Genomic DNA, 13,263 nt, shown 5'->3' with positions numbered 1-13,263 from the left:
AGCGAATCAGCTTCTACGACGGAGCCTGGAAGGCGGCAAAGCACCCGATTCTGCAACAGGCCCTAAGCAATCAATGCCTGCGGCGGTTTGGACTGATCACTGCGCAAGATCTCGCCTCAGTGCAACGCTGAGCGATCCAACCGCCGGATGCGGAAAACCGCACGTCCGGTGGTGTGGGAGGGGTAACGGGCACTAGTCCCGTTACCTCGACCCAATCATCTTTTGCAACGTGCCATGGCCTGTTGGATTTGAGTTGTCAGCCTTTGTTTTTTCGGCGATGCATCGCGGGGAGGCTGTTGGGTTCGACTCGGTATCGAGTCGAACCAACAAGGCGGTCAACCATGGCCTGTCAGGCATAGGTACGTTGCAGCAAATGTGGGAGCGAGCCTTGCCCGCGATGCGCCGCGCGGGCGGCGCTCGATCTGGAGGGCACTGCAAGACCCAAGACAGGCACCTGGCGGCCTTGATGCGGTTCCCGGCAGGCCTCAAAGATGTGTAGATACCTATGACCTGCAGGGTGGTTTGCCAGCGATGCACTGCGCAGGCGGCGCTCGATTCCCCCAACCTCAAGACAAACAATTCAGACCCCTCCCACAACCCCGCCACCCGCCAACCCCAGCCTGTCAATAAGCCCGTTGGGAAATTTCCCTGCCTCGCTGGGACACGTCTGATGTAAGCCATTTCCCTGGTCACGAATAATCCGCCTCGCTCACCGAGACATCCGCCACGTCTTCTGCATTCGGCGATGTTCTCTGTGGAATCCGCGAATTTTTCGTTACTCAACAAGGAAATTGGTCATGAAATACAGCGTTCTCGCACTTCCCCTGGCACTGATGATGGCGGCGGGTACCGCCCAGGCCGCCGATCCGATCGAGAAGCAGGTCACCGTGACCGCGACCATCCCGACCGAGAGCTTCTACGTCGAACCCGTGGGCGGCAACTGGATGAACGAACCCCAGGACATGGCCTGGAACTCGTTCCAGCAAACCCTGCAGCCGATCCGCAAGCAGCTCCAGGTGCGCAGCACCACCGGGCCGATCTCGGCCTACCTGCTCAACCCGGCAACCATCACCAGCGGCGCCGACACCATCGGCCTGAATGTCAGCGTGGCGGGCAAGGTCCTGACCCTCACCTCGTCCGAGGTGGTCAGCGAGGAGCAGGCGGCGCCTGGCAGCATCGTCGGTTTCGAAGTCGCCGCGCAGACCGCCGGCGCCGGTGGCTACACCCCGGGCAACTACCTCGGCGTGGTCAGCATGATGTTCGAAACCACCACCGAGTAAGCCAGGGCACGTTCCCTTCTCCTTCCGATCGTCCCCGGGCCGGCGCTCCCCATGCCGGTCCGGGGGGGATTGGTGCCGTTTTCATCCGTGAGCAACCAACATGTCTCTTGCGACATCCATACGACTGGCGGTGGGCTGCTGTGTGGCCGCCGTCTGGCTGACCGACGTCAGCGCCAAAGAGACGGGGCAGACCAGTCAGCTCGGAATCCTGCGACAGGCCGAAGGATTACCGAAGGAATTCGACGAACACTTTTTCGATGTGCCGCTGGCGGTGCGGATCGACCTGGACGGACGCCTGCTCGGCGAAGCCATGGTGATCCTCGGCCGCGACGAGCGCGTGCAACTGCTGGAGTTCACCGACACCCACGAAAGCCGCGAACCGGAAACCGTGCGCCAGCGCTGGGGTGAAGTGCTGCGCGCCGGCCAGGCCCTGGGCAACTGCGTCAAGGCCTGCCCGCAGGACCTGGTGGCGGTGCACTACAGCCTGGTCAATTCGCAGCTGTCGATCCTCACCCGCAATGCCGAACGCGACCAGCAGGCCGCCTGGCATACCCTGCCGGAACAGGGCAGCCACGGCGTGATCCTGCGCAACCAGCTCAACCTCAGCCGCGACGGCCAGGACACCGTCGGCCGCTATGCCCTGCGCGGGCAGGGCAGCGTCGGCAACTGGACCACCGTGGCCGAGGCCCAGGTCGATCGCAACAACGAAGACCGCCCGCAGACCCGACACCGGGTCGACCAGCTGTTCGCCGAGCGGGTCCACGAGGACCGCTTCTATCGCCTCGGCTATTTCACCCCCGGCGTCCAGGGCCTCAGCCGCCAGCCGCGCCTGCTCGGGCGCAGCCCGGACACCACGGTCGGGGTGATGTTCGGCAGCAGCGACAGCCTGGCGGTGAACAACGGCACGGCCAGTGCCACGCCGATCTACGTCACCCCCAACCGGCCCGGCATCGTCGAGATCTACCGCAACGGCCAGTTGATCAACAGCCAGCCGGTGCAAGCGGGCCTGCAGGCCCTGGACACCCGGGTCCTGCCGGGCGGTATCTACGAAGTGGAAGTGCGCCTGATCGAGGATGGCCAGGTCACCTCGCGCAGCGAGGAATTCATCTACAAGCCGGGCAACTGGAGCAACACCGCCTCGCCCTGGCGCTACAACCTGTACGCCGGCCAGCAGCAGGAACTGCTGAGCAACTGGGACGAGGACGACTATGGCGGCCTGGCCGCCGGGGTCATCGCCAACTACCTGGTGCATCCACGGATGGTCACCGGGGTTTCGGCGCAGCGCCTGGATGGGCAGATGCAGTACGGTACCTCGCTCGACTGGGACGTGCTGGACCGCCTCAAGGTGTTCGGCAACCTGTTCCACACCGACCAGCAGGGCAACGGCTACGACCTGCAGGGCGTATGGCATCACGATTCTGGCAGCGTGGTCTTCAGCCACAACCGTTCCTGGCTGGAATACCCACGCACCTACCGCCTGGAAAACCAGGACGTGCCGCGCACCCGGGAAGTCCGCCAGACCTCGCTGTCCCTCAGCCAGCGCATCGACCGCAGAAGCACCGCGACCCTGCGCGTCAGTCACAGCAGCGGCACGGTCGGCGGCACCGGGGTGGACCTGGGCTGGTCGCAGCATGGCCAGCTGATGGGCTCGGAGGCCAACTGGCGGGTCGCGCTGTTCGATCGCCCGGGCAACTTCAGCAGCGGCAACCAACGCAACCGCGGGGTCACCTTCAGCCTGAGCATGAGCCTGGGCGGGCCCGGCCGGCGCATCAACGGGAGCCTGGGTACGCGCACCTCGCGCGACGGCGGACGCGACCTGAATGCCTCCGTGACCTACCAGCAGGACCTCGACCACGGCACCTTCCGCAGCCTGGCCGGTACGGTCAACGCCGACCGCTACGGCACCGCGTTCGCCGCCAATACCCAGTTCGAGAACCAGGCGCTGTACGGCGACGCCTATGTGCAGAACTCCTCGTACAACAACGACATCAGCGCCGGCCTCAACCTGGAGAGCACCCTGGCCCTGGGCGGCGGCAAGCTGGCCCTGAGCGGACAGTACCTGCCGTACGAGGCGGGCCTGATCGTCGATGTGGAAACCGACTTCAAGGACCTGCGGCTGCGCGTCGACGACCTCGACGGCCACAGCAGCCTGCTGCGTCCCGGGCGCAACGTGATCCCGGTGAACGCCTACAAGTCCGGCAGCGTGCAGCTGGACTTCGCCGACGGCGGCGTGCCGGCGGCGGTGATCCAGCCGCCGGCGCTGAGCTATCACCTCAATCGCGGTGGCGTCGATTACCGCCAACTGCGGGTGATGCGCACGGTGACCGTGCTCGGACGTCTGCTCGACGTCCATGGCCAGCCGCTCAAGGGCGCCATGGTGATCAACCACGCCAGTCGCAGCGTCAGCGAGGCCGACGGATTCTTCGCCGTGGAAATGAGCGAATCGACCCCGACCCTGGAAATTCGCCAGGGCGGCCGACGGCTGTGCCTGCTCAGCCTGAACACCGGCGCCGAGCGCCAGGACGACGTGCTCCTGGCCGGCGACCAGGTGTGCACGCCGGACAGCCTGGCCGGTACCGACAACCCTGCAAGCGGAGATGCCTGATGTTACGCAACGCCTATCTGCTCCGTGCCGCGCTGGTGGCCCTGGTCCTGCACTGGGCGCCGCCGCTGCCGGCCGCGGAGGTGACCATCACCGCCGAGTACCGCAGCGGCAGTACATTCACCAATACCACGCCGCAAGCTGCCTTCTGCGGACGCTGGCCGCACTACTGCAATGGCGTGGAAACCGTCGGCCTGCCGATCACCTATGAAAAGAAGACCGTCAACGAAGCCCCCGATCCTCGCGACAACTTCTATATCGGCCTGCCACCACGGCGCACCGTGACCGTGACTCATGAGCGGACCGGCGAGACCTACACCCTGACGTTCGAGATGTACGCGGTCAGCCAGTATGTGCTGACCGTGGGCGGAGGCGGGCAGCCGCCGGTGCACACTCGCTACGTCAGAGGGGGCTGCAGTTACCTGTTCACCCTCAGCGGGGGCAACTGGTCGTCCTACCTGTGGAGTGTCAGAACACCGACGAACCCGGTTGGCTGCTACCCCATCGGCAGCCCCGGCGGGGTCGGCGCAGAGCGGCTGGTGCGCACCAGTGACTTCGGCGTGGCCTACCGCCTGGTCATGCCATCGCCGCTGAAGATGAAGCAGGGCATCTACCGCGGGCAGGTCACCTACAGCGTCGGCCCCGGCGCCGATTTCGACTTCGGCAACGATGTCAGCAACCTCAGCGACGACAGCCTGACCCTGAACTTCGAGCTGGATGTGCTGCATGCCTTCGTCATGGAGTTTCCCGCCGGTTCCGAGCGGGTGGTGCTGGAGCCGCCCGGTGGCTGGACCCAGTGGCTGAACCACCAGCGCCCGCCGCAGCGCCTGTACCGCGACCTGCCGCTGCGCATCTGGTCGTCCGGGCCGTTCACCGCCCATACCCGTTGCGAATACCCCATGGGCGGGCGCTGCGCCATCCGCAACCAGGCCAACGACCACCTGGTCCCGCTGCAGGTTGCCCTGACCCTGCCCACGGTGATCCAGCACAACGGCCAGCCGGTCGAGCGCCTGCCGTTGCCGGTGGGCGAGGCCGACGCGATCCAGCTGGAAGCCATGGAACCGGCGATCAACCGCGGTGCCAGCCTGCATTTCCAGGTGGACCAGGCCGGCGTGGCGGAAATGACCCGCTTCCCCGGCGCCCGCTACGAAGGCGACGTGACCATCGTCTTCGACGCCAATTTCTGATCATTGAAGGAGCGACACCATGAAGCGTTTGCTGGCCGGGATGATCCTGGCCCTGTTGGCGGGGGGCAGTCAGGCCGGACCGCAGATCAACGTCGGCGGTCTCTACGACTACCTCGAAGGCGGCTCCAGCACCCTGCTCAAGCGGGTGCGCAACCTGGGTGACACCACGGCCTTCGTCAAGGTCAGCGTGGTCGAGCTGGTCTACGACGGCCGTGGCCAGGTGCGCGAGGTGTCCCATGACGACCTGCCGGTGGCCGAGCGGCCCCTGATCGCCAGCCCGGCGCGGCTGATCGTTCCGGCCAATGGCATGCAGGCGGTGCGCCTGCTGTATCGCGGCGAGCGCGAGCGCGAGCGTTATTTCCGCCTGCGCTTCGTGCCGGTGCTGCCGGAGCACGGCGACGGCTTCGCGATCAGCGACGAGGAGGCGCGCAGCTATGAGGCGGAACTCAAGGCGGGGGTGAACATCCTGGCCGGATACGGCGCGCTGCTGTTCGTCCGACCGCAGGAGACGACCTTTCGTACCGAAATCAACGAACTGGACAGCCAGTTCCACATTCGCAACAACGGCAGCGCCACCGTGGTCCTCGACCATTTCAACGACTGCGACCGCAGCGGAAGCCAGTGTGCGGTGGCTACCAAGCACCATATCCGCCCAGGTCTCGAGCGCCCGTTCAAGCGCGCCCCGGGGCGGGTGTACCGCTTCGAACTGATCGAAGGGGGAGAGCGCCGTCGGGTCGAAATCAAGGGCTGATTCGGAATATAGGAAACGTCCTGCACATATGAAGGATGCGTCCGATGCCCATCTACCTGCCTGGCGGCCGATACTCCTGTCTGCCGCTAGTGGCTTTTTGATGTCACGCCTTGATGTCACGCAGCACCGCCCGCCAGGCAAGGCAGGCCAACCGACCATGCACGTCAGTAGAGTGAGGGACCCATGTACAAAGCCATGATCGTGGACGACCACCCGTTCATCCGGGCCAGTGTCAGGATGCTCCTGCGCCAGGAGCACTTCGAGATCGTCGCCGAGGCCGACAATGGCGTCGACGCCCTGCGCCTGATTCGCGAGCACGAACCGGATATCGCGATTCTCGACATTTCCATTCCGCGCATGGATGGCCTGGAGATCATCACCCGGGTCAAGGCCGCGCAGATGAGCATGAAGATGCTGGTGCTGACGTCACAGCTGCCCGGCTATTTCTCCCTGCGCTGCATGCGCCTCGGCGCCTCGGGCTTCGTCTCGAAGAACGACGACCTGACCGAGCTGAGGAAGGCCGTGATGGCGATCATGTCCGGCTACACCTATTTCCCCGAGGTGGCGCTGAGCTCGGTCAATCGCTACGACTGCCAGGACACCGAGGTCCAGCGCATCGAGCGCCTGACCGACCGCGAACTGCTGATCCTCCAGCAACTGGCCCGCGGCCTGAGCAACAAGGCGATCGGCGAGGCCATGCTGTTGAGCAACAAGACCATCAGCACCTACAAGACCCGGCTGCTGGAAAAACTGCGGGTGGCTTCCCAGGTGGACCTGGCCGATCTGGCCAGGCGCCATGCGCTGATCTGAACCCCCTTGTTCTTCTTGCCAAGACGCTACGGCTGGCTGCTCCAGCTGGTCGTGCTGTGCGTGTGGATGGGCGGCGCCCTGGCCTGGGACGAAACGCCGACCCTGCTGGCCCGCTCGAGCCTCGACGAAGGCCTGCGCCTGCAGCTCGGGGATGACGACCGCCACTGGCTCTGGGCCCGCCGCACCCTGTGGCTGGGCGTCAGCCGGCCGGACCGCTCGCCGTTCGACATCATGACCACCGGCCGCGACTACGAGGGCCTGACCGCCGACTACGCCGGGCTGCTCGGGCAGTTGCTCGGGGTGGAGATCCGGGTGCGCCGCTACGCTTCCCGGGCCGAAGCGCTGCAGGCCCTGAGTGCCGGCGAAATCGACCTGCTGGGCACTGCCAACGCCGATGAGGCGGCGCGCAATGGCCTACTGCTGTCCGAGCCGTATGCGCCGAACCACGCCGTGCTGGTCAGCCGCAGCAACGAAGCCGTTCCCGATCCCGGACGCCCCGGCATACGCCTGGCGATGCGCGAGGGTTATCTGGCCGAGGCCCATGTCCGCCAGCTGTTTCCCCAGGCGCGGCTGACGGTCTATCCCTCGGTGCTCAATGCCCTCGGCGCAGTGGCCTTCGGCCAGGCCGACCTGTTCCTCGGCAATGCCCTGGGGACCCGCTACCTGAGACAGAAGAGCTACCTGACCCAACTGCAGCTGTCGCCCACCGAACTGTTCGAGAACAACCACTACGGCTTTGCCATCAGTCCCGCCAACCTGCGCCTGAAGGCCCTGGTCAACCAGGCCCTGGCGACCATCCCGGAGCAGGCCAGGCAAGGCATCCTCAGCCGCTGGAACGGCAATGTGCCCGAGCCCGTCGGCAAGCAGGCGCTGCAGCTCAGCCCCCGCGAGCGCGACTGGCTCGAGCGCCATCCACAGGTGCGCCTGGCCATCGACGAGCAATTCCTGCCAGTGAGCTATCGCGACGACCAGGGCGTCTTTCGCGGTATCAGCGCCGACCTGCTGGACTTGATCGGCCAGCGCACCGGGCTGTCCTTCTCGATCGTCGAAGGCAAGGGCTTCAGCGACATGGCGCGGCAGCTGGAAGAGGACGAAGTCGACCTGCTGGCGGCGCTGCCGTTCAGCCCGCAACGCCAGCAGCAGGTCGCCTTCACCCGTTCCTGGCTGAGCAACAGCCTGGTCCTGGTGACCCGCGACAGCTCCCGGCTCGACAGCCTGGAACAACTGAGCGGCATGCGCGTGGCGATGGTCGAGGGCAGCGTGCTGGAAGACTACATGAGCGAGCAGCATCCCCAGGTCCGCGTGCTCTGGAGCGAGGGCCCGCAGGCGGCCCTGGAGCGGGTTGCCAATGGCGAGGCGCAAGGGGCGGTGGTCAGCCTGATTGGTGCGCGCTACACCATCGCGCGCCACTACCGCGGGCAATTGCGCATCCGCGCCGCGCTGCCGGTGGCGCCGGTGCATTTCGCCTTCGCTACCCGGCGCGGAGAAGCGGAGCTGCGCTCGATCATGAACAAGGCGCTGCTCAGCGTCTCGCCCCAGGAAATGGACGAGCTGATCAACCGCTGGCGCAACGAGGTGATCGTCGCCGACAGCTACTGGCGCAAGTACCGCGGCATGATCCTCCAGGGCTTCCTCATGGCCGTCGGCCTGCTGTTGCTGGCGGTGTACTGGATTCGCGGCCTGCGCCGCCAGGTGGAGAAACGTCAGCAGGCCGAGCAGGCGCTGAGCGACCAGCTGGAGTTCATGCGGGTGATGATCGACGGCACGCCCAATCCGATCTACGTGCGCGACCGCAAGGGCCACCTGCTGACCTGCAACGTCAGCTACCTGCAGGCCCTGGATGTGTCGCGCGAGGCGGTGATCGGCCAGCCGCTGCCGGAATGGCTGATCGGCGCGGCCCAGGCCCGCCAGTGCCGCGAGGCCTATCGCCAGGTGATCGCCCAGGGCGTTTCGGTGGTCGAGGACCGCGAGCTGGTCCTGGCCGGGCGGCGCCTGACCATCTATCACTGGATGCTGCCGTACCGCGGCAGCGACGGCGCGGTGGCCGGGCTGATCGGCGGCTGGATCGACATTTCCGAACGCCAGCAGCTGTGCGACGCCCTGCAGACGGCCAAGGACGACGCCGAAGCGGCCAACCGCGCCAAGACCAATTTCCTCGCCACCATGAGCCACGAGATCCGCACGCCGATGAATGCCCTGCTGGGCATGCTCGAACTGGCCTCGCGCAAGGCCGAGGAGGGCGTGCTCGACCGCCTGGCCCTGGATGTCGCCTCGGGCGCTGCGCGCGGCCTGCTGGAACTGGTCGGCGACATTCTCGACATCACCCGTATCGAGTCCGGCCACCTGGTGCTGTCGCCGCAGCAGGTGGACCTGTACCGCGAGGTGGAGAGCACCGTGCGCCTGTTCGAGGGCCAGGCGCGGCAGAAACGCCTGCAACTGAACCTGGACATGGACGGCCACGGGCCGGTGCAGGTGCTGCTCGACCCGGTGCGTTTCAAGCAGGTGCTGTCCAACCTGATCAGCAATGCCATCAAGTTCACCCACGAAGGCCGGGTGTGCGTGACCCTGGCGCTGGAGGTGGACCACGAGCGGGTCGGCCTGCACCTGTCGGTGGAGGACACCGGAGTCGGCATTCCCGCCGATGAGCTGGCGCAGTTGGGCAGTCCGTTCCGCCAGGCCAGCAACAACCAGCAGAGCGCCCGCAGCGGTTCGGGCCTCGGCCTGAGCATCAGCCACACGCTGTGCGCGATGATGGGCGGCGCGATGCAACTGGACAGCACCCTCGGGGTCGGCACCCGTGCGCAGATCCGCCTCGACCTGCCGCGCCTGATGCCTTCGGACGCACTGCTCGCCAGCCTGCCGCAGCCCGCCGCTGGCACGGCCATGCCCCTGGATATCCTGGTGGTGGACGACTATCCGGCCAATCGCCTGCTGCTGCAGCAGCAACTGAGCTTCCTCGGTCATCGCGTGGCCACCGCCGCCAATGGCCACGAAGGCCTGCGCACCTGGTTGCGCCAGCGTTTCGACGTGCTCATCACCGATTGCAACATGCCCGGCCTCAACGGCTATGCCCTGGCACGGGCGGTACGCGAGGACGAGCGGCGCAAGGGCAAGACCTCGGTGCTGCTCCTCGGCTGTACCGCCAACGCCCAGCCGCAGGAGCGCGTGCGCTGCCTGCAGGCGGGAATGGACGATTGCCTGTTCAAGCCGCTGAACCTGAAGGAACTGGCCGGCAAGCTGGCGCCCTGCGAGCAGCGCCTGCTGGTCACCGACAGTGCGGGCGAAAGCGAACTGGGCGAGGGCCTGGACATTTCCAGCCTGCGCCACCTCACCGGTGGCGATCGCGACGCGATCAAGCTGCTGCTGCGCGACCTGCTGACCAGCAACCGCGAAGACCTGGTCCAGCTCGGCAGCCTGCATGCCGACAGCGATCTGGCCGGGCTCGCCGACCTGGTCCACCGGATCAAGGGCGGCGGGCGGATCATCAAGGCCCGCTGGTTGCTGCAGGCTTGCGAGAACCTCGAACAGGCCTGCCTGGAAAGTCGTCCGGCACAGCGCATCGATCCGTTGGTGGAGGACCTGCGCCGGGCCATGGCGGCGCTGACGCAACGCCTGGAGGAGTTCTGCCAGCGCTGAAGCGATGCCGATGGTAGACGTCGGAGATTTCCGCGCAAGGCTGGGAAGGCTCCTGATTCATCCTGTGCGCAGGCGTAGCACCATGGGGCCTGGACCTTTGCGAGGAAGCCGGTTGTGCCAGCCAAGTCTTTGCGTGTTCTGATCCTTGAAAACCAGTCGTTCCAACGTGCCATCGCGGTGAAGATCCTCGGCCAGCTCGGTTGCCGGGAGGTGTTCGAAGCCTCCGGTGGCAGCGAGGCGATCAACCTGCTGGAGCGCATCGGCCCGGTCGACGTCGTGGTCTGCGACGTGCGCATGGAGGGCATGGACGGCCTGGAGTTCATCCACCGCGCGGCGCAGGCGCAACTGATCGCCGGGGTCATCGTCAGCAGCGGCCTGCATTCGGAGGTTCGCCGCGCCATCACCCAGCTGGTCGCGCGCCTGGGCGTGGCGTTTCTCGGCGACGTCGGCAAACCCCTGCACCTGGAAAGCATGCGCGGTGCCCTCGAACGCATTCGCAGCCAGGCCATCCTCGCGCTGCCGGCGCCGTTGCCGGCGGTGCCGGTGAGCGAAGCGGACATTCGCCGGGGCCTGTCCTACAAGGAGTTCGTCGCCCATTACCTGCCACGCTGCGACCTGAGCAATGGCGAGATCAAGGGCGTCGACGTGGTTGCGCAGTGGCACCATCCGCAACTGGGCCTGCTGGCGCCGCCACTGTTCATGCCGGAAGTCGAACGCTGCGGGCTGCTCGACGACATGCTGGTGGTGCTGCTGGAGCAAGGCCTGGAACTGCAGCGCACGTTGATGTCCGTGGGCCGCGTGCTGCGCCTGTCCTTCACCCTGCACCTGGCCCAGCTGGGCAGCCGTGGCCTGACCCGGCGGATCAAGTCGCTGCTGCAGTTCCATCGCTCGGTGGGGCAGGGCATCGGCTTCGAACTGGCCTTCAGCGGCGCCGCGGAACCCTCGGTAATGCACCTGGAAAGCCTGATCCGCCTGCGCATGCTCGGCTGCGGCCTGAGCCTGGGCGAGTTCGGCAGCAACGGCGGCTCGCTCCAGCGCCTGTGCCAGTTGCCGTTCAACGAGGTCAAGCTGTCCAGTCAGTTCATGCGTGAACTGGAGAGCCAACCGCGCCATCGCGCGGTGATTCACGGCAGCCTGGGGCTGGCCGGCCGCCTTGGTGTGGGCATCACCGTGGCCGGCGTGGAGAGCGCGGAACAGCACCTGATCCTCCTGGACATGGGCTGCCTGCTCGGCCAGGGGCAGTATTTCGCGCCGCTGCTGGCGCGCGAGGAACTGCTCAGGCGGCTCGGCAATGCGCCCCGCTAGCGGGCAGATGGTTTGTGTGCGTGCTATACCCCTTGCCATCAATGTGCTACATATTTTCCTTTGTCTTCAGGCTTTCAACTGCGCAAGGACGTGACACATGACTGCAAACACGCTGATCGAAACCGTAAGTGCCGACTCCCTGACCACCCTGCTGCAGGACGCCGGTTGCCGCGTCAACCGCACCGAGCAGAACGCCGTGGTCCAACTGCTGAGTGCCAGCCAGGGCGTGGGTTATGCCGTGCGTTTCGGTAATCGTGCCGTGGAAGAAGGCCAGTTCCTCGACTTCACCTACAGCTGCGCCCTGCGCATCCAGGGCGATCTGCCGGAAGGCCTGGCCAACCTGTGGAACGCTTCGCGTCGTTACTCGCGGCTGTCGATCCAGGGTGAGTTCCTGGTCCTGGAACAGGACGTGGTGGTCGCCGACGGCGTGACCTACAAGCACCTGCAGGGTTCGCTGGTGCTGTGGGACCGTCTGTTGCAGGAGTTCATCGTGTTCCTGCGTGACTACAGCCGCAACATCGCCGCCGCCCAGGAAGCCGCCGCGCAAGCGGAAAGCGCCTCGTGAGTCGTCGCAATCTCTGGGCCGGCGCGGGGGCGCTGGCCGTCCTGGCGGTTGCGGTAAGCCTGGCGCTGCGTCCGGGTGGCGACCCGGTCGCCGCCAGCCGCTCGGTGCCGGAAGCGGCGCAGAGCGGCGATGCCCTGGCCAGCCTGGGTGAACAGAAAGTCGATGCTGGTGAGCTGAAGGCGCTGTTCGCGCAACTGCCGGCTGTTGCCCGCGAGCAGCTGCGCAACGACCGCCCGGCGCTGGAAACCTGGATTCGTGCGCGTCTGGCGGAAAAGGCCCTGTACCAGCAGGCCGAGGCCAAGGGCTGGTCGAAGCGTCCGGATGTGGAAGCGCAGACCCGCGCGGCGGTCGAGCAGATCGTCCTGCGCAGCTACCTGAACAGCGTCACCGAGGTGCCGAAGGACTATCCGGCTGACGAGGAGCTGAAACAGGCCTATGAGAACGGCAAGGCATCCTTCCAGGTGCCGGCGCTGTATCGTGTCAGCCAGATCTTCCTCAACGTGCCGGATGAAAGCGCCCTGGAGTCCGTGCGCAAACAGGCGCAGACCCTGGCCAGGCGGGCCCAGGCTGATGGCGCGGACTTCGCCGAGATGGCGCGCACCTACTCGCAGGACAACGGCAGCGCCACCCGCGGCGGCGACACCGGCCTGCAACCGCTGAGCCAGTTGTTGCCGGAAGTGCGTGGCAGCGTGGCGAAGATGAAGGTCGGGGCGGTCAGCGAGCCGCTGCAAAGCGCGCTGGGCCTGCACATCATCAAGCTCACCGAGCTGCAGCCGGCGCGCACCGCCACCTTCGAGGAAATGCGCGGCCAACTGCGCGATGCCCTGCGCGCGCAGCGCCAGGAGCAGGCGGCCAAGGCCTATGTCGAGGGCATGTTCAACAGTGCCACCCTGAGTATCGATGGGGCGGTGTTGAACAAGGTGATCGAGGCTGAGCGCTGAGATCCGTCAGGGGCCGTCTTGAGCGTTGCAGCGTTCTGGAGATCGAGCGCCGCCCGCGCGGCGCATCGCGGGCTACGCCCGCTCCCAGTGTGCCCGGCATGGGCCAAAATCAGTCACCTGAAAGCGGTGACCAGAATGAGTGACGACAACTGTAGTGAAACGCAAGGTGGACGCCGTGAGGCCAAG

General features: G+C 66.2%; 9 protein-coding genes. All 9 read left to right on the top strand.

Going from position 1 to position 13,263, the window contains the following annotated elements; genetic code table 11:
* Window positions 1–797: 797 nt before the first annotated feature.
* The 9 genes from RTI28_RS30095 (at window position 798) to RTI28_RS30055 (ending at window position 13,077) form a co-directional block, all read left to right on the top strand.
* The gene (locus RTI28_RS30095) at window positions 798–1,280 is read left to right on the top strand and encodes a CS1 type fimbrial major subunit (protein ID WP_316923876.1); all 483 of its coding nucleotides are present in this window, start codon (window positions 798–800) and stop codon (window positions 1,278–1,280) included.
* A gap of 100 nt (window positions 1,281–1,380) precedes the next feature.
* Window positions 1,381–3,885: a TcfC E-set like domain-containing protein gene (locus tag RTI28_RS30090; protein ID WP_316923875.1), complete on the top strand. Its 2,505-nt coding sequence runs from the start codon at window positions 1,381–1,383 to the stop codon at window positions 3,883–3,885.
* Window positions 3,885–5,069 carry a hypothetical protein gene (locus RTI28_RS30085; RefSeq protein ID WP_316923874.1) on the top strand — a complete coding sequence of 395 codons (1,185 nt, stop codon included), beginning with the start codon at window positions 3,885–3,887 and terminating at the stop codon, window positions 5,067–5,069. The genes RTI28_RS30090 and RTI28_RS30085 overlap by 1 nt, the downstream gene beginning before the upstream one ends.
* 19 nt (window positions 5,070–5,088) lie before the next feature.
* Window positions 5,089–5,820 carry a molecular chaperone gene (locus tag RTI28_RS30080; RefSeq protein ID WP_316923873.1) on the top strand — a complete coding sequence of 244 codons (732 nt, stop codon included), beginning with the start codon at window positions 5,089–5,091 and terminating at the stop codon, window positions 5,818–5,820.
* A 183-nt stretch (window positions 5,821–6,003) separates the two neighbouring features.
* Window positions 6,004–6,630 carry a response regulator transcription factor gene (locus RTI28_RS30075; RefSeq protein WP_316923872.1) on the top strand — a complete coding sequence of 209 codons (627 nt, stop codon included), beginning with the start codon at window positions 6,004–6,006 and terminating at the stop codon, window positions 6,628–6,630.
* Between the two features lie 6 nt (window positions 6,631–6,636).
* Window positions 6,637–10,266: a transporter substrate-binding domain-containing protein gene (locus RTI28_RS30070; RefSeq protein WP_316923871.1), complete on the top strand. Its 3,630-nt coding sequence runs from the start codon at window positions 6,637–6,639 to the stop codon at window positions 10,264–10,266.
* 114 nt (window positions 10,267–10,380) lie between these two features.
* Complete coding sequence (locus RTI28_RS30065; protein ID WP_316923870.1) at window positions 10,381–11,571, top strand: EAL domain-containing protein; 1,191 nt, start codon at window positions 10,381–10,383, stop codon at window positions 11,569–11,571.
* Window positions 11,572–11,668: 97 nt separating this feature from the next.
* Window positions 11,669–12,136, top strand: a complete 468-nt coding sequence (locus RTI28_RS30060) for a YbjN domain-containing protein (RefSeq protein WP_316923869.1) — start codon at window positions 11,669–11,671, stop codon at window positions 12,134–12,136.
* On the top strand, window positions 12,133–13,077 hold the full coding sequence (locus RTI28_RS30055) for a peptidylprolyl isomerase (protein WP_316923868.1): 945 nt from the start codon (window positions 12,133–12,135) through the stop codon (window positions 13,075–13,077). The genes RTI28_RS30060 and RTI28_RS30055 overlap by 4 nt, the downstream gene beginning before the upstream one ends.
* Window positions 13,078–13,263 lie beyond the last annotated feature (186 nt).

Source organism: Pseudomonas sp. zfem002 (genome assembly GCF_032621685.1).
Taxonomy (GTDB): Bacteria; Pseudomonadota; Gammaproteobacteria; order Pseudomonadales; family Pseudomonadaceae; genus Aquipseudomonas; species Aquipseudomonas japonica.
This window is presented reverse-complemented; position numbering and strand designations above follow the sequence as displayed.

Coding starts and splice junctions, on each gene's coding strand:
- RTI28_RS30095 (WP_316923876.1), top strand. CDS start 798: ATGAAATACAGCGTTCTCGCACTTCCCCTGGCACTGATGATGGCGGCG.
- RTI28_RS30090 (WP_316923875.1), top strand. CDS start 1,381: ATGTCTCTTGCGACATCCATACGACTGGCGGTGGGCTGCTGTGTGGCC.
- RTI28_RS30085 (WP_316923874.1), top strand. CDS start 3,885: ATGTTACGCAACGCCTATCTGCTCCGTGCCGCGCTGGTGGCCCTGGTC.
- RTI28_RS30080 (WP_316923873.1), top strand. CDS start 5,089: ATGAAGCGTTTGCTGGCCGGGATGATCCTGGCCCTGTTGGCGGGGGGC.
- RTI28_RS30075 (WP_316923872.1), top strand. CDS start 6,004: ATGTACAAAGCCATGATCGTGGACGACCACCCGTTCATCCGGGCCAGT.
- RTI28_RS30060 (WP_316923869.1), top strand. CDS start 11,669: ATGACTGCAAACACGCTGATCGAAACCGTAAGTGCCGACTCCCTGACC.